16 protein-coding genes are annotated in these 17,349 nt (G+C 58.9%); 8 read left to right on the top strand and 8 right to left on the bottom strand.

All coding sequences use genetic code 11. The annotated features are described in order from the left end of the window. Nucleotides 1-11 precede the first annotated feature (11 nt). Nucleotides 12-953 carry a GlxA family transcriptional regulator gene (locus GTP58_RS27105; protein WP_161080122.1) on the top strand — a complete coding sequence of 314 codons (942 nt, stop codon included), beginning with the start codon at nucleotides 12-14 and terminating at the stop codon, nucleotides 951-953. Here GTP58_RS27105 and GTP58_RS27100 read toward each other — a convergent pair. After that, nucleotides 925-1,836, bottom strand: a complete 912-nt coding sequence (locus GTP58_RS27100) for an AraC family transcriptional regulator (protein WP_161080121.1) — start codon at nucleotides 1,834-1,836, stop codon at nucleotides 925-927. The genes GTP58_RS27105 and GTP58_RS27100 overlap by 29 nt on opposite strands. Before the next feature lie 96 nt (nucleotides 1,837-1,932). Here GTP58_RS27100 and GTP58_RS27095 point away from each other — a divergent pair, with 96 nt between their 5' ends. The 6 genes from GTP58_RS27095 to GTP58_RS27070 all read left to right on the top strand — a co-directional run bounded on the left by GTP58_RS27095 (nucleotide 1,933) and on the right by GTP58_RS27070 (nucleotide 5,967). Beyond that, nucleotides 1,933-2,685, top strand: a complete 753-nt coding sequence (locus GTP58_RS27095) for an SDR family oxidoreductase (protein WP_161080120.1) — start codon at nucleotides 1,933-1,935, stop codon at nucleotides 2,683-2,685. 111 nt (nucleotides 2,686-2,796) lie between these two features. Continuing rightward, nucleotides 2,797-3,423, top strand: coding sequence for a hypothetical protein (locus GTP58_RS27090; RefSeq protein WP_161080119.1), 627 nt, complete (start codon nucleotides 2,797-2,799; stop codon nucleotides 3,421-3,423). A gap of 364 nt (nucleotides 3,424-3,787) precedes the next feature. Continuing rightward, nucleotides 3,788-4,252, top strand: a complete 465-nt coding sequence (locus GTP58_RS27085) for a hypothetical protein (protein ID WP_161080118.1) — start codon at nucleotides 3,788-3,790, stop codon at nucleotides 4,250-4,252. 210 nt (nucleotides 4,253-4,462) lie between these two features. Beyond that, nucleotides 4,463-4,795, top strand: a complete 333-nt coding sequence (locus GTP58_RS27080) for a DUF6572 domain-containing protein (RefSeq protein WP_161080117.1) — start codon at nucleotides 4,463-4,465, stop codon at nucleotides 4,793-4,795. Between the two features lie 57 nt (nucleotides 4,796-4,852). Continuing rightward, nucleotides 4,853-5,113, top strand: a complete 261-nt coding sequence (locus tag GTP58_RS27075) for a hypothetical protein (RefSeq protein WP_161080116.1) — start codon at nucleotides 4,853-4,855, stop codon at nucleotides 5,111-5,113. Between the two features lie 425 nt (nucleotides 5,114-5,538). Then, on the top strand, nucleotides 5,539-5,967 hold the full coding sequence (locus tag GTP58_RS27070) for a hypothetical protein (RefSeq protein WP_161080115.1): 429 nt from the start codon (nucleotides 5,539-5,541) through the stop codon (nucleotides 5,965-5,967). 156 nt (nucleotides 5,968-6,123) lie between these two features. Here the strand turns inward: GTP58_RS27070 and ntrC are convergent, their stop codons facing one another. The 4 genes from ntrC to glnA form a co-directional block, all read right to left on the bottom strand. Next, nucleotides 6,124-7,632: a nitrogen regulation protein NR(I) gene (gene ntrC, locus GTP58_RS27065; protein ID WP_161080114.1), complete on the bottom strand. Its 1,509-nt coding sequence runs from the start codon at nucleotides 7,630-7,632 to the stop codon at nucleotides 6,124-6,126. A gap of 64 nt (nucleotides 7,633-7,696) precedes the next feature. After that, a complete protein-coding gene (glnL, locus tag GTP58_RS27060) occupies nucleotides 7,697-8,809 on the bottom strand; it encodes a nitrogen regulation protein NR(II) (RefSeq protein ID WP_072784839.1) in 1,113 nt (370 codons plus the stop codon). Next, entirely contained in the window at nucleotides 8,806-9,294 is a 489-nt protein-coding gene (locus tag GTP58_RS27055; RefSeq protein WP_161080113.1) for a DUF4124 domain-containing protein, read from the bottom strand. Before GTP58_RS27055 ends, glnL begins: the two co-directional genes overlap by 4 nt. A gap of 127 nt (nucleotides 9,295-9,421) precedes the next feature. Next, nucleotides 9,422-10,837 (bottom strand): type I glutamate--ammonia ligase, encoded by a 1,416-nt coding sequence (gene glnA, locus GTP58_RS27050; RefSeq protein WP_072784841.1) that lies wholly within the window; start codon nucleotides 10,835-10,837, stop codon nucleotides 9,422-9,424. Between the two features lie 239 nt (nucleotides 10,838-11,076). Here glnA and GTP58_RS27045 point away from each other — a divergent pair, with 239 nt between their 5' ends. Then, a complete protein-coding gene (locus GTP58_RS27045) occupies nucleotides 11,077-11,535 on the top strand; it encodes a rhodanese-like domain-containing protein (protein WP_161080112.1) in 459 nt (152 codons plus the stop codon). Nucleotides 11,536-11,596: 61 nt separating this feature from the next. On the opposite strand, the gene GTP58_RS27040 is transcribed toward GTP58_RS27045, so the two are convergent. The 3 genes from GTP58_RS27040 to GTP58_RS27030 all read right to left on the bottom strand — a co-directional run bounded on the left by GTP58_RS27040 (nucleotide 11,597) and on the right by GTP58_RS27030 (nucleotide 17,347). After that, on the bottom strand, nucleotides 11,597-12,961 hold the full coding sequence (locus tag GTP58_RS27040; protein WP_161080265.1) for a TAXI family TRAP transporter solute-binding subunit: 1,365 nt from the start codon (nucleotides 12,959-12,961) through the stop codon (nucleotides 11,597-11,599). Nucleotides 12,962-13,090: 129 nt separating this feature from the next. Beyond that, on the bottom strand, nucleotides 13,091-16,219 hold the full coding sequence (locus GTP58_RS27035; RefSeq protein WP_161080264.1) for a transglycosylase domain-containing protein: 3,129 nt from the start codon (nucleotides 16,217-16,219) through the stop codon (nucleotides 13,091-13,093). Between the two features lie 342 nt (nucleotides 16,220-16,561). Next, entirely contained in the window at nucleotides 16,562-17,347 is a 786-nt protein-coding gene (locus GTP58_RS27030; protein WP_161080111.1) for a molybdopterin-binding protein, read from the bottom strand. Nucleotides 17,348-17,349 lie beyond the last annotated feature (2 nt).

Genomic DNA, 17,349 nt, shown 5'->3' with positions numbered 1-17,349 from the left:
TTTGGGACATCATGAAAAAATCCCTCGGTTTGATGCTTTTCCCCGGTTTCCAGATCGTCGACCTGGCAGCGGTGACCGTCTTCGAGGTGGCCAACGCCATGCCGGGCGGGCCGTATTACGACATGCACATGCTGTCCGAGCATGGCGGTGCGGTGATGAGTTCCGCCGGCGTGCCGGTGGTGACGCAACGCTTTGACGCGCCGGCCTTCGATACCATCATGGTCGCAGGCAGCATGGACCTGATCCGCTCCACGCCAGGCTTTCTCGACTTCCTGCGTGAAGCCAGCCTGGCATCGCGCCGCACGGCCAGTATCTGCACCGGCGCGTTCTGCCTGGCGGAAGCGGGCCTGCTCGATGGCCGCCGCGTTACCACGCACTGGGCGCTGGCGCGCGAGCTGCAACGCCTGTATCCCAAGGCGAAGGTGGAGGAAGACCGTATCTTCATCCAGAGCGATAACGTGTGGAGTTCTGCCGGCATGACGGCCTGCATCGATCTGGCGCTGGCCCTGGTGGAAGCTGATCACGGCGCTGAACTGGCGCGCGCGGTGGCACGCAAGATGGTGGTGTATCACCGTCGCACCGGTGGCCAATCGCAGTTTTCGGCGCTGCTGGAACTGGAGCCCAAATCGGACCGCATCCAGACCGCCCTGACCTACGCCAAGCGCAATCTGCGCAAGCCCTTGTCAGTGGACGAACTGGCCGATGCGGCGCACCTGAGCCGCCGCCAGTTCAGCCGCGCGTTCCGGCTGGAGACAGGGCAATCGCCAGCCAAGGCCGTGGAGACGCTGCGCGTGGAAGCGGCGCGCAACATGATCGAAGAAGGCAATCACGCCATCGACGTGGTGGCGCGCGAAGTGGGCTTTGATGATCCCGAACGCATGCGCCGCGCCTTCATCCGCGCCTACGGCGTGCCGCCACAGACGATCAAGCGGGCAGCGCGTTCGGCAGCGTAAGCGCGTAACGCGCAGGCGGCAAACCCACGTGCCGCGTGAAGGCGACACTGAAAGCGCTGGCAGATCCATAGCCCACACGCTGCGCCACCTCGGCCACGCTGTTCTGCGAGCGCAGCAGATGCCTGGCCTGCGCCATCCGCCAGCGCAGCAGATACGCCATCGGCGCCACGCCCACGGCGCGGTTGAAGCGGTCAAAGAAAGCGGAGCGCGACAGGGCAGCTTCCTTCGCCAGTTGCGCCACCGTCCATGGCGCGGTGATTTCTCCATGCATGCGGCGCAGCGCCTGCGCCAGCCGTTCATCGGCCAGCCCGCGCAGCAGGCCTGGCGAAGCAGCAGTGCCCGCGCTTGAACGCAGCGCTTCAATCAGCAGCACTTCCAGCAGGTGCGCAAGTACGACGTCGCGCCCCGGCCGTTGCGCGCGCGATTCGCCACTGACCAATTGCACGATGGTGGCCAGGCGCTGCTCGCCACGTATGTGGATGAGCTGCGGCAGTAGCGACACCAGCAGCGTCGCATCGGGCGAAGCGAACTCGCAATGGCCGACCAGCAGCACAGTTTGCGCCGCGCCGCCGATGTCGCCGAGGCGGAACTCGCCGTGTGGCAGCTGAGCCGGTGCAGCGTCGGGGACGTCGTGTGGTGGCGGCTGCATGCTGGTCATGGCAAAGTCGTGCGACTCGGGAATCAGCACAAAATCGCCCTGCTGCAGCGGCAACGGCGCCTCGCCGCCGACGGTCAGGCAGCTCTCGCCTTCCAGCACCACGCAGTAGAAAGGCTGGCCCGCGTGCGAGCGGCGCACACGCCAGCTTCCCGCAGCGCCGACAACTTTCGAAAACCGCGCACGCGGCTGCAGCAGGGTGACAACTTCGGCAAGTGGATCAACCATATCTGGACTCTTGCTAATGAACCGTGGACTAACGATTATAGTCAGTCTTGCGGCAGACAACTACAGTGGTGGCACATTCACCTCACTGGAGTTCACATGAAAACCATCCTCATCACCGGTTGTTCGTCCGGCTTTGGCCTGGAAACCGCGCGCTATTTTCTGGAGCGCGACTGGAACGTCATCGCCACCATGCGCCATCCGCGCGAAGACCTGCTGCCACGTTCCGCGCACCTGCGCGTGCTGCCGCTGGACGTCACCGATGCAGACAGCATTCGCCGTCTAATCGAGGCGGCGGGACCTGTCGATATACTGGTTAACAATGCCGGCATCGGCATGCTGGGTGCATTGGAAGGCAGCAGCATGACCACCGCACGCGAGGTCTTCGAGACCAACACACTGGGCACCATCGCCATGACGCAAGCAGTGCTGCCGCAATTCCGCGAACGCCGCGCTGGTGTGGTGATTAACGTGACGTCAAGCGTGACCCTGAAAGCGCTGCCGCTGTTGTCGGTCTACACAGGTAGCAAGGCAGCGGTGAATGCGTTCACGGAATCATTGGCACTGGAGCTCAAGCACTTCAACATCCGCGCGCATGTGGTGCTGCCGGGGCGCGCACCCGGCACCAGCTTTGGCGCGAACGCGAAGCAGCGGATTCAATTATCGGAGGCTTATGCGGAGCTGACGGATAGCGTGTTTGCAGGCTGGGCGCAATCGACGGAGGAAGTGACAGAAGCGATCGATGTGGCAGAGGCGGTGTGGCTGGCAGCGACGGATGCCGCCCCCCCAATGCGTATCGCCGCCGGCGCAGACGCCGTGGCACTCAGCGCTAGTAGTCACGACTTGATCTGACACGAGCTGTCAGATAAGTTAAAGTGCTACGCGGCTGATACCGGCCACAAGCAGCCGTTCGGATTACCTCTAATTGCTATACATAAAGTCACCATCGAAATAAATCGCCAAATGAAAGTACTCATTTTTGGGATTACGCTTGCGTTGGCTAGCCAAGCCGGGGCCATTGATGTGGATTGCTTTCGAGCCAGGAACGATGGCGCTGCTTTCATAGCAGTAGACTCTCCAGAATTGCTTGCAGTCGCTGCAGACCGTAGTTCTAACATGACGCCGGTTTCATTTGGAGATCGAGCGTGCGTGCTGACAGTTGCAACGGTCAATGGCGAAAAATGGGTATTCGTTCGTGGATACTGGATAGATATTGATCATCGACCTCTTCAAGGGTGGTTACCACTTGATGCTATCGTGTATCGCAATAAGCTCGTCCGTCACCAAAATGTGCGAGCACAGGCTGTAGAAGTTGAGATTGGAGATTACTTCGCCCAGTACATAGTCAAAAAGGGCGGCGCCTTTAAGGTTCAGCAAGCGGTATCAGAGCATAAGTGTAGGAAGTCTGAGATTCCGAATGAATATAGAGCCTGTGAGGACGTGGTCGTCGTCCACGGATACTTCTATGGCAAGGGCATATTTGCCATCGCAATTTCAGAAAAATATGGCGAGTTTGATATTTTCAAATTAGCTGGCGATGGTACGTTATGTTCTTGGCAGTATGGAAATCCGCCTAATGGTTGCCGCTAGCGGCCAGAACCGGCCCTTTGCAATTTTATCTTTTGGGTATGTTCAAAAATATAGATTACATTCTCAGCAACTATTTTTCTGCAGATATCGGTCTTAGCGAACAAGACGCGCAGGACTGCTTACGGAGGGAAGTTGAAGCTGGCACACCTATTGGGAGAGAGCTTCGTTTGCAGCTGGTGCGTGCATTCGCTGAGCCAGAATTTTCATGGAAGAGCGCGTTGTCACGAAATAATGTCTGCGACTTCTCGGACGAAGATGCTGCCAAAACGTACGCGGAGAGGCTTTTTATGTCAGGATTTAAGACTTACCTTGAATAAACTTCGCCGGGTTTGGCCAATAACGGACCTTTAGAAAAATGAAATCAATGCGTCAAATCTCGGCAGTGCTTCTCACGACATTTATCGCGTTCACGTCGTCCGTTGCTTATGGTCTTTCGGTTGCTCCTTTGGTGCAGCATGATATTGATCCAAGTACGGCGGAAAAGTACGGAATTGGGGTTCACGTGATCGACAACTTTGCAACATGCAAAGGCAAGCAATTTTATGTTTCAGCGCCTCGGGATGCGGATCGTGCGTGGCTTCAAATCAAAGCGATAGAATCGAATGAAATCATTGCCGATATACAGTCAGGTGTACTGGAAATGGCTCCATACCCCGAAAAGGATCATGCTTGGCTCGTTCAGACTGATTTTGGTTTTTTGGCGAAAGGTTTTCGAGGGATAAATTTCTGTCTAACTAAGGAACTCATCTCACGTACGACTTTCAGCTTCACCTCGAAGAACGATATATGGAATATCGGTCCGCTTGCGCAGTGGTACAAAGAGCAGTGACGGCCGCAACCCGTTCCGGCCATTAGGCGACACTTAACAACAATTTCTTTGATAATGAAAAAATCAACACAACACGGCAGGTGCCGAAGCCATCTACTTCTGCAAGTATTCTCGCCTGCTTCGAGCACTTTAGTTCTCAACGTTAGCAATGCGTCATAACCTGACTTCAAGTTTTGGCCAGAAACTGCCGCTGATCCACAAGGAAAATTTATGACGGTAGAAAATTTTGAAGTAATTGATGGCCTCGGAATTTCGAAAGAGAGTGGCGAAGTGGTGCTCACAATCTCAGACCACCTACCGTGGGACACTGCTTCAGAACATTTCGAAAAACTCGAAGGTAAGATTGGGCGGTATCTGGATTTCATACGAAGTGGTCAACTTTTAGAGTCAGTCCCGGATGCCGCGGATCGACAAGTCAGGATTAGCGTATTTTGCAAACATCAGCCCGATGACAATGCACATAATTTCTTACTCGCGGCGGGGCGACAACTGGCACACTACGGGGTGAAATTGTCATTTATCGAACTGCCCGACGGCTATTGAGAAGCATGCGGGACCGATTCCGGCCAACAGCAGACCTCTGAATAACTAAATTTTCAAATGATTAATCCTACAGATCATCCGGTTGGCTCGGCTATGCTGATGTACGAGCTGGACGACGCCCACGAGCACTTGGGAAGCTTAATCAAAGCCATTTCATCCGATCCAGAATATTCGGAAGAATCGTATCGTGTTGATCTGGGCCATGTTTTTGCGCACCTCAATCGTGCCTGGCGCCGTCGCCTTGTGCATGAGGGTATGACCGAGGAAGAGTGGAATGCAGCGAGGGAGTATCCCGATGATATCCTCCCGATCTCCTAACGGCCAAAAGCGGAACTGCCGCCTTCAAGTTACTTCTGAAATTTTCAATCGAAGGCACGTAGGCTTGTATGCTTTTTACTGTTTCAGGAATTTTTTCTGACTTCGCTGTCGCGTACGAACAATACGACTCAGCTACCCCAGGCGATGCGCTCTCGTCCTTCTTATTAACGGCGCCAGCTCTTGCTGACTATGATCCGAAAATGCGCGAGTTTGCGGCTGGAGCTGATGGATATCGTCTAAATCACGTCGCTGATGGAATGTGCGGACTCTGGGTTTGGCATTTGAATTTGCGAATTGAGCACGAAGACATTTCCGTTTACGGTGGTAGCATTGTCCAAACCGGTCCTTCGGGACCAAAGCGCGAGAGTAGCTGAACCGACGCTAACGGCCACAAGCGGTCCCAAGGATGGAAATTAGAGCAGAATATGGATCAATCAAAAGTCATTTATTTTCAAGAAACGTACTCCCGAATGAGCGATGATGAAATTGCTTATCTCATTGCCACCCGGAGGGACTCTCTAGTTGAGGAAGCGCGTATAGCACTGTCCAAGATACTCGACACGCGGAACTTAAAAAATATTGAAACAGAGATTAAGTCGACGGTGGAAGACCTAAATAGTCAAGCTGAATTCGAATCTAAGCGTGCGCAGCAGCAGCAAAAGCTGCAACGTTCCACTAGAAAAGCATACCACGCGTTCTGCGCACTTTTCTTCATCGTCGGCGTTGGATTATTAGTCTTCGGCGATAACGAAATTGGCCCAATCCTTGTCGCGGCTGGTCTTGTTGCCTCCGCATTATTTGAACTTCGTCGACTTGCAGGTAAATTTATCGTCGCCCTATTCAAGATGAATTAGTGACGGGAAAAATTTCGGATTGATTAGGTACGAATAACGCGAAGGTCCGAGATGGGGGGCGGATGCTGCCGGTCGTCAATCAGGCAACGTGTGTCAGATGGCTAGTACAACTCAGCAGCTAACGTCATCCCCGCGAAAGCGGGAATGACGGGGCTGTCAGTCGTCCTTTGCGCCGTCGATGCCTAGTTCGGCGATCTTGCGGGTGATGGTGTTGCGGCCGATGCCCAGGCGTACCGCTGCATCGTTCTTGCGGCCGTGCGTGTGCTTGAGCGCTGTGCGGATCAGTGCCGATTCAAACTGGCGGCCCAGCACTGCCATCACTTCCTGCTGACCTCCGCTCAACATCTGCGCGGCCTGCGTCTCCAGCAAACCTAGCCACGCATCTGGCGAACCCGCCGGGCTGCTTGCCTCGGCGGCGGACGACACCGAAGTCACCGTGCCATGATGCTGCTGCGCGCTATACGTCTCCGGCACCGACGCCGGCGACGACGAGCCGGATGATGCACTGCCCTTTTCCTGCGTCAGCTCCAGCGGCAGATCCTTGACTTCCACCGTCTGGCCGGGCGCCATCACCGTAATCCAGTTGCACAGGTTTTCCAGCTGGCGCACATTGCCCGGCAGCTCAAGGCTGCACAGGAACTGCAGCGCTGCGTCGCTCATGCGCTTGGCTTCGACGCCGAGCTGCTTGGCGCTCTGCACCAGGAAGTGACGCACCAAAATAGGGATGTCTTCGCGGCGCTCCCTTAAACTGGGCAGGCGCAGGCGAATCACGTTCAGGCGGTGATACAAGTCTTCGCGGAACAAGCCTTCGCGCACGCGCTGCTCCAGATTCTGGTGCGTCGCCGTAATCACGCGCACATTCGCTTTCAAGGGCTGATGGCCGCCGACGCGATAGAAGTGGCCATCCGACAGCACGCGCAACAAGCGCGTTTGCAAATCGAATGGCATGTCGCCGATTTCATCGAGGAACAGCGTGCCGTTTTCCGCCTGCTCAAAACGGCCGCGGCGCGTGGTCTGCGCGCCAGTAAAGGCGCCGCGCTCGTGACCGAACAGTTCGGACTCCAGCAGATCTTTCGGAATCGCCGCCGTGTTCAACGCGATGAAGGGCTGCGATGCGCGCGGCGAGTGCTTGTGCAGCGCGCGCGCCACCAGCTCTTTGCCGGAGCCGGATTCGCCGGTAATCAGCACCGTCACATTCGATTGCGACAGGCGGCCAATCGCGCGGAAGACTTCCTGCATCGCCGGCGCCTGGCCCAGAATTTCGGGCGTCTCGGCCGGGCCGGACTCCACGCTGGTTTCGCGCAAGCTCTCATCGAGTGCGCGGCGGATCAGCTCCACCGCTTTGTCGATATCGAACGGCTTGGCCAGGTATTCAAACGCGCCGCCCTGGAACGCCGCAACGGCGGAATCCAGATCAGAGAAGGCGGTGATGATGATGACCGGCAGGCCCGGGAAGCGCGACTTCACCAGTTGCAGCAGATCGAGGCCGGAGTCGCCCGGCATGCGGATGTCGGACACCAGCACTTGCGGCGTCTCGTACTCCAGCGCGGCGATGGCGTCGCGCGCGTTGGCAAAACTCTTGGTGGCCAGGTTCTCGCGGGCCAGTGCTTTTTCCAGTACCCAGCGGATCGATTCGTCGTCGTCTACTATCCAGATTGGCTTCATGTGTTGTGTGTATTCCGCGATGGATCGTCAATCAAGGGACTCGGTCCGCACTGCCCGCCGCAGCTTATGGCAACGGCAGCAGAATACGGAAATCCGTAAATCCAGGCCGGCTCTCGCACTCGATCACGCCCATGTGCTGTTGCACGAAGGTCTGTGCCAAGGTCAGTCCCAGGCCGCTACCGCCCTCCCTGCCAGATACCAGCGGATAGAAGATGCGGTCGCGGATCTGGGGTGCGATACCCGGTCCATTGTCAATGATATGCAAGTCTAATGCCAGCCCGTAACGGACCTTGGCCAGCGTGACCTGCCGCGCCACGCGGGTCTTGAAAACGATCTGCGCGTCGCCTGCCTCGATCTGGGCCGACAGCGCTTGCGCCGCGTTGTGGGCGATGTTGAGCACTGTCTGGATCAGCTGCTCCTTATCGCCGCGAAACTCGGGGATCGATGCGTCGTAGTCGCGCAGGATGGTCAGGCCGGACGGGAACTCCGCCAGCATCAGGCTGCGCACGCGTTCCAGCACCTCGTGGATATTGACGTCGCCTACGATGTGCGGCCGGCGGTGCGGCGCCAGCAGGCGGTCCACCAGCGTTTGCAGGCGGTCCGCTTCCTTGATGATGACTTGCGTGTATTCGCGCAGCTGCACCGCATGCGCGCCCGGCAGCTCCATCTCCAGCAGCTGCGCGGCGCCGCGGATGCCGCCCAGCGGATTCTTGATCTCGTGCGCCAGGTTGCGGATCAGTTCCTTGTTGACCTGGCTTTGATCGAGGATACGCTCCTCGCGGTCCAGCTTGAGGTGCTGCAGATGCTCGCGCAGCTCAATCAGCAGATGACCGGCCGGTTCATCCAGCGCCGACACGATGCTGTGTACATGCAGCGGATCGCGTCCTGCGCGTTCCAGCGTCAGGTCCTGGCGCAGGTCGGAAAACTTGTGCTCGCGCGCCTGCGTGCAGATATTCTCAAGTTCATCGGGATTGACGAACTGCGCGCTCAGCGTCTGCCGCGACAAGGCCTTGAGCGAGCTTTCCAGCAGGTTCTCGGCGGCGGCGTTGACGTAGACGATATGGCCTTCGCCATCCAGCAGCACCACGGCGGACGCCAGCAGCTCCAGCCCGGCCAGCGATGGCGGGCGGTGAATCGCGGCAGCCGCGCGGGCGGCGATGTTACTGACTATGCTCATCGGATATTGGCAATCTCACGTTTCAAGGCATCGACATTTTTTTCCGAGCGGCTGATGCTGTCGCGCAGCGCCGCCACCCGTTCCTGGTACTTCGCATAATTACGCTCGTCACCGCGCCGTTCCGGCTCACCGCCGTTGAACTCGCGGCGCAGGTCGTTCAGCTTTTGCGTTTCCGCTTTCAGTTCTTCGTCCAGAATGCCGCGGCGGTCATCGTCGCGCGCGCGCTGCTCGCTGCTGTCGACACGGGGAAAACTACCGGGTGTTGCGACCGGCGCCGGCTGCGCATTGCGCGGTGAAGGCGCGGTGCGGCGTGGCGGCGCTGGTATCGTCATGCCGGGCAGGTCCATCGGCTTGCAGTAGCTGCCACGATTGGTGTCGGTGTACTCCACGCTGCCACCGGGCAGCTGGCATTTGTAAATCTGTGCATGTGCCGCCGATGAGGCCAACAGCGCCAGCAGCACACTGAGTTTCAACTTCGTTGTCATTCGTAATCCGTGGGTGGAAACTGTCCATCCCGAATATACAGTATCCAAAGAAAAACGCGGGGAAAGCACAGCCTGCCCCGCGTTCTTTGCTGGTACCGCAGGCGCCGGACGGGCCGGCGCGTTGCGATTACAGCGAGTAGTACATGTCGAACTCAGCAGGGTGAGTGGTCATGCGCATACGTTGTACATCTTGCATTTTCAGTTCGATGTAAGCATCGATCATCGAATCGCTGAACACGCCGCCACGGGTCAGGAACTCGCGGTCTTTGTTCAGGTTGTCCAGTGCTTCTTCCAGCGATGCGCAGACGGTTGGGATCAGTGCATCTTCTTCTGGCGGCAGGTGATACAGATCTTTCGATGCTGCTTCGCCTGGGTGGATCTTGTTCTGGATACCGTCCAGACCTGCCATCAGCAGCGCTGCGAAGCACAGGTAGACGTTGGCCAGTGGATCCGGGAAGCGGGTTTCGATACGGCGGCCTTTAGGATTGGCCACGTGTGGAATACGGATCGATGCCGAACGGTTTTTCGCCGAGTACGCCAGTTTCACTGGTGCTTCGTAGCCAGGTACCAGACGCTTGTACGAGTTGGTGCCTGGGTTGGTGATCGCGTTCAGTGCTTTGGCGTGCTTGATGATGCCGCCGATGTAGAACAGCGCGTCTTCCGACAGGCCGGCATAGCCGTCGCCAGCGAACAGGTTTTTGCCGTCTTTCCAGATCGACTGGTGCACGTGCATGCCCGAACCGTTGTCGCCAACGATAGGTTTCGGCATGAAGGTCGCGGTTTTGCCGTAGCTGTGGGCGACGTTCCAGACCACGTATTTCAGGTTCTGGGTCCAGTCAGCACGCTCAACCAGGGTCGAGAACTTGGTGCCGATTTCGTTCTGGCCAGCGCCAGCCACTTCGTGGTGGTGCACTTCCACCGGGATGCCCAGCGATTCCAGGATCAGGCACATTTCCGAACGCATGTCCTGGAAGCTGTCCACTGGTGGTACTGGGAAGTAGCCGCCTTTGACGGTAGGACGGTGGCCGCTGTTGCCGCCTTCGATTTCCTTGTCGGTCGACCACGACGCTTCGTCGGAGTCCACTTTGACGAAGCAGCCCGACATGTCGATCTTCCAGCGTACGCTGTCGAAGATGAAGAATTCTGGTTCTGGGCCGAAGTAAGCGGTATCGCCGATGCCCGACGATTTCAGGTAGGCTTCAGCGCGCTTGGCGATGGAGCGTGGGTCGCGGTCATAGCCCTTGCCGTCAGCAGGTTCGATCACGTCGCACTGCATGAACAGGGTGGTCTCTTCCATGAACGGGTCGATGCGCGCGGTGTTTGGATCCGGCAGCAGGATCATGTCCGAAGCTTCAATGCCTTTCCAGCCGGCGATCGAGGAACCGTCGAACGCGTGACCCGATTCGAACTTGTCGATGTCGAAAGCCGACACTGGCACGGTAACGTGCTGTTCTTTACCACGGGTATCAGCGAAACGGAAATCAACGAATTTAACTTCGTTTTCCTGGACCATTTTCAGAACTTCTGCGGCTGTGATTGCCATGCGTATCTCCTAAAGGGAATATGTGGAACTCGTGAGGCCTTACTAAGCAGTATCCGTGCCAGCCCGAAACGCTATTTACTGCAGATCAATCGCGCACCTATTTGGTGCATTTCCCGCATTTCGCACATTATGAGTGCATTTTAGGATTTTTTCTGAAAAGCGCATGGTTTTGGTGCATTGGGGTCGCGGGTTTGCGCGGACGCCATATAATAAACTTAAACTTATTACCGGAACACCTTATGAGCAAAATAGATGAGATCCTCGCCCTTGCCCGTAGCCGCAGCAGGGATTGGCCCTATGCGGGCGCGGTGACGCCGCAGGAAGCGTTTGAGCTGATCGGTCTGGAAAATGCCGTCAAGCTGGTCGATGTGCGTACCAACGCCGAGCGTGACTGGGTGGGCCGGGTGGCGATACCAGAAGCCCAACATGGTGCGGTGCAGTGGAATACTTACCCTGGCGGCAACGCCAACCATGAGTTTATTGAGCAGCTGAACGGAATCGCACGCAAGGACCAGGTGATTTTGTTCCTGTGCCGTTCCGGCGTGCGCTCGCGTGGTGCAGCCAAGCTGGCCACCGAACACGGCTACCAGCACTGCTACGACATCCTGGAAGGCTTTGAAGGCGACAGGGACGAGCGTGGCCACCGCAAGAACGTCAGCGGCTGGTGCCACGCCGACCTGCCCTGGATCGGCGCCTGACCCCGCACAGCGCCGGTTTTGGGGTCTGACCCCGTACGGGGTCAGACCCCGCCGTACCGGGTTAAACAGGGACGGCTTCCGGTGCGGTCGGTGACGCCTCGCCCATCAGGAACAGGATACGCTTGCGCACGAACTGGATGTGGCTGCGCAAGCCATACAAGCCATCGGCAAACGACAGCGGGATCGACACCTGATTGACCAGGTCTTCGATTTCATTGAGCCGCTTGAGCTGCTCCTCATACACCTGCATGCGCGTCGCCTGCGGCGCCTCCTCCACTTTCTGCTCCACCGCCCGCAACTGGCCGTACCAGCGGTACACGCGCGAACGGATGCGCCACACATACAGCGGCGGCACCACTTTCGACAGCGGCAGGATCAGCGCACCCAGCGCCACCACCAGCACCCACATGCGGTCAAAGAAATTCGCCAGCCAGAAGGTCATGTAGCGCTGCAGGAACGGCGGACCGCTCTTGTAGTACTTGGCCGCTTCCGGATCCACCGGAATCTCGGTGTACTTGGCCGACGGGAACTGGCCCTGCTGCTGGAACCAGCCGGCGCCGCCATGAATGCTGGCGGCCGCCTGCACGAACAGGTCCACCAGCGCGGAATGCAGGTCTTCGCGGGCCACCAGCGTGGCGGTCGGCGCGATCAGGTTATAGTCTTCGGACGGGATGTTGCGGCCGAGGTCGACAATCCCTTGCGGCAGCATCACATGCGTCAGGAACGGCAGCTTGCGCGAGTACGCCTCGGCCTGGTTGAAGTCGAACAGCCGGATGCCCGGTGTTTGCAGCAGCATCTGGATCAGCGGCGCTTCCGGTGCGGAGGTGAACACCAGGCCGTCGATACGGCCTTCCAGCAGCTCCACGGTAGCGGGCGTATTCGCCAGCGAGAAGCGTTCGACCTCGCCCTTCTCCACGCCATTTAGCTCAAGAATCTGGCGGAACAGGCGCGGCGAACCGGCGCCTTTCGGGCCGTAGTTGATTTTCTTGCCGCGCAGCTGGGTCAGCTGGGTGATGGGCGGCTTGCCCTTCTCTTCGCGCAGGAACAGCCACAGCGGCTCAACGAACAGGCTGCCCAGCGAGGACAAGCCTTCGCGCTCGGCCGCTTCCTCGTTGGTGGAGCCGCTTTGTACGAAGGCGATATCGACCTTGCCTTCTTTCAGGTTACGCAGGTTTTCGCTGGAACCGGCGGACGGCACCAGCGCGACCTTGACGCCATGCTTGGCCAGCGCAGCTGCATACTTCTTGCCGAAGTCTTCGTAGGCGGAGTTTTCCTGCCCCGTGCCCAGACGCACCGTGCGCGGCGGCGCCGGATCGACCAGCCAGTAAGCCAGCAGGCAGACACCGACAATCAGCAACACCGTGGGGGCGGCAGCAACAACCAGATCCCGGATCGAGAACTGCGTGAATTTGAGGATCTTGGACATGTGATGGCGCAGAGGTTTCATGGGCTGATACATTGCCAAGAAATAAGCAACAACGCAAGGGAAACCCCAAAAGTAAAGGGTCTGACCCCGAACGGGGTCAGACCCAGGCCTGCAGGTTGCGGGGTAAGGTTAACCGCCGCAGGCCTGCAGTGGCGGCGTTACGGCGACGGGCGCTGTTCCCCCGGTACGCATCACCACCGCTGGCGGCGTCGCGCCGGGTTTGGGCGCAGCATGCGGTTCAATCAAGGGCATCAGATGCGGCGCCAGCACCACCAGCAGCTGCACCGGCAGCGCGCTGGTGAAGTCATAGTTCTTCGACTCCGGTCCATGCACATACGCGGTCATCGAACCAAAGAAACGCTCGCCGATGTTAAACACAAACGTCGCCGAACGGTTCACATAGCGCGACTCGATCAACCGGCCGCCGGCCGCATACACATCAAAGCGCTGGTCGCCGGTACCGGTCTTGCCGCCGACCGGAATAATCGCCCCATCGGCCGATACAAACGCCGACTTCACGCGCTTGGCCGTACCATCCGACACCACGCCACGGATCGCATCCGCCACCACGCGCGCCACCTCAGGCGAGATCACCTGTTCATTGGTGGTCGGCGGCGCCTTGGTCACCAGCGTTTCATACGGCGTGCCTTTGGCGAAGTGCAGCGAGGTCACACGTTGCGAACTCTTGCGCACGCCGCCGTTGACGATAATCCCCATCATTTCCGCCAGCGCCGCCGGACGGTCCGCCGACGCGCCCAGCGTGGTCGCATACGATGGCACCAGCGATTCAAACGGATAGCCCATCTTCTTCCACTGCTTGTGGATTTCCATGAAACCTTCCACCTCGATCAGGCCGGCGATACGTTTGTCCTGCGCGTGCTTGCGGTGCGTCTTGAACAGCCACTGATACACCTCCTGCCGTTCCTTCTCGCTGGCCGCCGTCATCTGGCTCAGGGTCGCGCCAGGATGCAGGCGCAGATACGCCGCCATCCACAATTCCAGCGGATGCACGCTGGCCAGGTAGCCGCGGTCCGCCAGCGACCATTTGTCGATCGCATACTGGTCGTACAGCTTGGCCACGCGCTCTTCCGGTACCTCGTTCTGCGACGGCAGGTTCTCCTTGAGGAAGGCGGCAAACTGTTCTTGCGTCGCCAGCGGATACACGGTGCGGTGGATCACCGCCAGCCGCACCGGTGTGCTGCGGATATTCGCCAGCAGGATCTTGTCCAGCTCCGTCTCCGGCTTGCCCTTGTACTTGGCGTAGAAGCGCGCCAGGAATTCCTTGCCTTCCTTGTCCGCAAAGCGCGCCAGATAACCGGCCCGGCGCGGATCATCCGCATCCGACAGCAGCGAGGCCGACGAGCCGGGCACCGAGAACATATAGTACTTGGCGACGTCGCGCATCAGGCGCACGAACACCAGGTTGGTCGAGTGGCGCAGCGCTTCGGTCACGGTCAGGATCTTGCTGTTGTCTTCCTTGGAGAAGTTGCCGAAGTGGTGCAGACCGCCGCCCGTGAAGAAGCCCTCGCCCGGATTGCCCGAATACTTGCGTTCCATGGCCGCGTTCAGCATCGGCGTCAGTTCGCGCTTGTCCATCGGCAGCGCCTTGAAGTAGTCCAGGCCCCACTGCGTCAGCTTGTCCTGCGGGTCAACCTTGACCTGGCCCAGCGCGGCCGCATCCATGCCGCTGTACTTTTTGTGCAGCTGGTCCATGATGTCCAGATAGGTCACCAGCGTGCGCAGCTTGGCGGTGGAGCCCAGGTCCAGTTTGGCGCCTTCGTTGATGTCCAGCGGCTGGTCGAAGTTGTCGGTTTGCAGACGCAGCAGGTTGTTCTGTTCGCCCTTCTCCAGCAAGGTGAAGCTGTACACCACATTGGCCGGATCGCCGTTGCCCAGCATGCCCTTGCCGGTCAGGCCGGCGGCTTTGGCCTTGTCCGGATCGCGCAGGTCGCGCAGCACTTGCGTGACGGCCGTCTGCGCCTGCGCATCCAGCGTACTGACCACGGTCAGGTCCAGGCGGTCCAGGTTGTACATGCGGTTGTCACCAAGCAGGTTGGCCAGGTGGTTGCGGATCGCATTCGAGGCCTTGCGGCTGACGAAGGTTTGCGGCGGCGCCAGCTGCAAGCCATTGCCGGTGGCCGGATGCAGGTGCTGCTGCAACGCCACGTCGCGCATGGCTGGCGTGATGGCGCCATCGTTGGCCAGGATGCGCAGATGGCTGTTGGCCAGCACTTCCAGGTCCGCCGCGCCATCGCCCAGGTAATAGCTCGGACGACGCTGCGCAATCATCAGGCTCAGCGCTTCCTTGAACACCAGCGCGGTTTCCGCATCCGGCTGATCCAGCTTGCCGTTGAGGCGCTTGTTCACGTCATCAAACGAACGACCGTACCAGACCCACATGCCGTCGCCGATGCCATTGACTTCGCCATAGCCCGGCTTGGCCGACAGCGGCACCGTGTTCAGGTATTCCAGCACGATGTGGCGGCGTACCTTGCTGGTATCCGGTCCATCCTGGTAGGAGCGCAGGCTGGCCGACACCATCTGCTGCAGCTTGTCCTTCATCGAGCCGGTGCGGCCTTCCGGCGAGTGCCGGTATTTTTCAATCTGCGTCGCCAGCGTGCTGCCGCCGGCCGCGCGGTGGCCGCCCGCCACGGCGCTCACGCTTTTCTCGATCACGGCCTTGCCCAACCGGTCCCACTCCACGGCGGGATTGCGTTTCGGGTAAGTGTTATCGAGCAGCTCGCGGTTCTCGATGAACAGCAGGCTGCTGACTAGCACCGGCGGCGCTTGCTCGAATTTATTGTAGATACGTTCCGGATAGCTGGCGGCAAACAGCTCTTGCGCGCGGCAGTCATAGATCGTCAGGCCGGTCTTGGTTTTTTCGCGGTAGGTGGCAAACACGCCCATGTCCACCAGCTCGGTCATCTTGGCCGACATGCGCGCCTGCGCCGACACCTGGTAGTCGCGCGCACTGAGCTTGCCGATGTAGTCTGGCAGGCCCGCATAACCCAGCCGTTCATCGTACGGACTGTCGTGCGGGAAGCGGATCGACTTGCTGGCTCCCGGCTCGACCTTGTAAGTCATCTTGCCGGCCAGGTCGCTGAACACGCGCGCCTGCACGGACGAGGTCAGCGTTTCGCGATAGCCACAGTAAGCGGCAAACGAAATACCTATCAGCAGCACCAGCAAAAAGGCATTGCGCGAGCGCTTGCTCTTCTTCGGTGTACCGCCCTCTTGCGGCGTCGGCAACGGGTCCATTTGCGCCTGTGCCAGATGGGCTTCAGTTTGTTCGGGAGTAGGTGGCGGCACCACACTAAGATGGCGCTTGCGGCGATAGCCAAATGCTGCCGCACCTGCACGCAATTTGCGTACTGCGCGTACAACGAGACGGGGCCGGCGGAAACGACGATTGCTTAACATATGATTCAAACCGGTCGATGTTTACTCAAACTTACTAGCTTCCATTCCACCACATCAGAGCGTCGCCAACCGGAGCAGACGCACAATAATTTTACTGCGCCGTTATTTTTTCGCAAAAAAACAACGGCGTTCTCCCGCAAGAAAGAACGCCGCTGCACTAGATCAGATTAACAGCGCGCACTAAATGTTGCTGAACTCTACATTGAGCTTGCGCAGCTCGTCGCACAATTGGATAAACGCGGTGGCCGTCTGCACCGGTTCGCCTTTGACGCCAAGCTCGATATGGCGGCGCGTGTTGGCATCGCCCACGCTGGGCAGGCTGAATACTTTGACACGCGGGTATTGTTTTTCCAGCGCCACCATCAGCGGCGTCAGCGCCGACTCCGCCGTTTCGTACACCAGCACCGACTGCTCCAGCCGCGGCTCGCGGTTGAACAGGTCGGCGTAGTGATTATCCAGCACCCATTCAATCATGGGCCAGGCCATGACCGGGAAGCCCGGCACAAAGTAATGCTTGCGCAGCGCAAAGCCGGCGATATTGTTGTACGGGTTAGGCACCAGCGCCGCGCCTTCGGCAAACTCGGCCATCTTCAGGCGGTGCAGGTTTTCCGCCGAATTCAGGTCGGCCGTCTGCCCCGCTTCCTGCGCCATCTGCACGATGCGCTGCTGGATGTTGAGCTTGCCCTGTTCATGCAGTACCAGCGGCAGGCCCAGCGCGTCGGCGGCGGCCTGGCGCGTGTGATCGTCCGGCGTGGCGCCGATGCCGCCGCAGCAGAAAACGATGTCATCGCTGGCGAAGGTGCGTTTCAGCGTATCGGTGATGCGGACCGGATCATCCGGCAGAATCTCGGCCCAGGTCAGTTGCAGGCCACGCGCGGTCAGCATTTGCAGCACCTTGGGGAAGTGCTGGTCGACGCGCCGGCCCGACAGGATTTCATCGCCAATAATAATGAGTCCGATTGCCATGC

Origin of the sequence: Duganella sp. CY15W (genome assembly GCF_009857555.1) — a bacterium.
In the GTDB taxonomy this organism is placed as follows: Bacteria; Pseudomonadota; Gammaproteobacteria; order Burkholderiales; family Burkholderiaceae_D; genus Rugamonas; species Rugamonas sacchari.
Note: the sequence above shows the minus strand (reverse complement) of the source record. Positions and strands in the feature narration are given on the sequence as shown.

Excerpts from the sequence above, each read along its gene's own strand:
- GTP58_RS27105 (WP_161080122.1), top strand. The coding sequence starts at position 12 with ATGAAAAAATCCCTCGGTTTGATGCTTTTCCCCGGTTTCCAGATCGTC.
- GTP58_RS27100 (WP_161080121.1), bottom strand. The coding sequence starts at position 1,836 with ATGGTTGATCCACTTGCCGAAGTTGTCACCCTGCTGCAGCCGCGTGCG.
- GTP58_RS27095 (WP_161080120.1), top strand. The coding sequence starts at position 1,933 with ATGAAAACCATCCTCATCACCGGTTGTTCGTCCGGCTTTGGCCTGGAA.
- GTP58_RS27090 (WP_161080119.1), top strand. The coding sequence starts at position 2,797 with ATGAAAGTACTCATTTTTGGGATTACGCTTGCGTTGGCTAGCCAAGCC.
- GTP58_RS27085 (WP_161080118.1), top strand. The coding sequence starts at position 3,788 with ATGCGTCAAATCTCGGCAGTGCTTCTCACGACATTTATCGCGTTCACG.
- GTP58_RS27080 (WP_161080117.1), top strand. The coding sequence starts at position 4,463 with ATGACGGTAGAAAATTTTGAAGTAATTGATGGCCTCGGAATTTCGAAA.
- GTP58_RS27075 (WP_161080116.1), top strand. The coding sequence starts at position 4,853 with ATGATTAATCCTACAGATCATCCGGTTGGCTCGGCTATGCTGATGTAC.
- GTP58_RS27070 (WP_161080115.1), top strand. The coding sequence starts at position 5,539 with ATGGATCAATCAAAAGTCATTTATTTTCAAGAAACGTACTCCCGAATG.
- ntrC (WP_161080114.1), bottom strand. The coding sequence starts at position 7,632 with ATGAAGCCAATCTGGATAGTAGACGACGACGAATCGATCCGCTGGGTA.
- glnL (WP_072784839.1), bottom strand. The coding sequence starts at position 8,809 with ATGAGCATAGTCAGTAACATCGCCGCCCGCGCGGCTGCCGCGATTCAC.
- GTP58_RS27055 (WP_161080113.1), bottom strand. The coding sequence starts at position 9,294 with ATGACAACGAAGTTGAAACTCAGTGTGCTGCTGGCGCTGTTGGCCTCA.
- glnA (WP_072784841.1), bottom strand. The coding sequence starts at position 10,837 with ATGGCAATCACAGCCGCAGAAGTTCTGAAAATGGTCCAGGAAAACGAA.
- GTP58_RS27045 (WP_161080112.1), top strand. The coding sequence starts at position 11,077 with ATGAGCAAAATAGATGAGATCCTCGCCCTTGCCCGTAGCCGCAGCAGG.
- GTP58_RS27040 (WP_161080265.1), bottom strand. The coding sequence starts at position 12,961 with ATGTCCAAGATCCTCAAATTCACGCAGTTCTCGATCCGGGATCTGGTT.
- GTP58_RS27035 (WP_161080264.1), bottom strand. The coding sequence starts at position 16,219 with ATGGACCCGTTGCCGACGCCGCAAGAGGGCGGTACACCGAAGAAGAGC.
- GTP58_RS27030 (WP_161080111.1), bottom strand. The coding sequence starts at position 17,347 with ATGGCAATCGGACTCATTATTATTGGCGATGAAATCCTGTCGGGCCGG.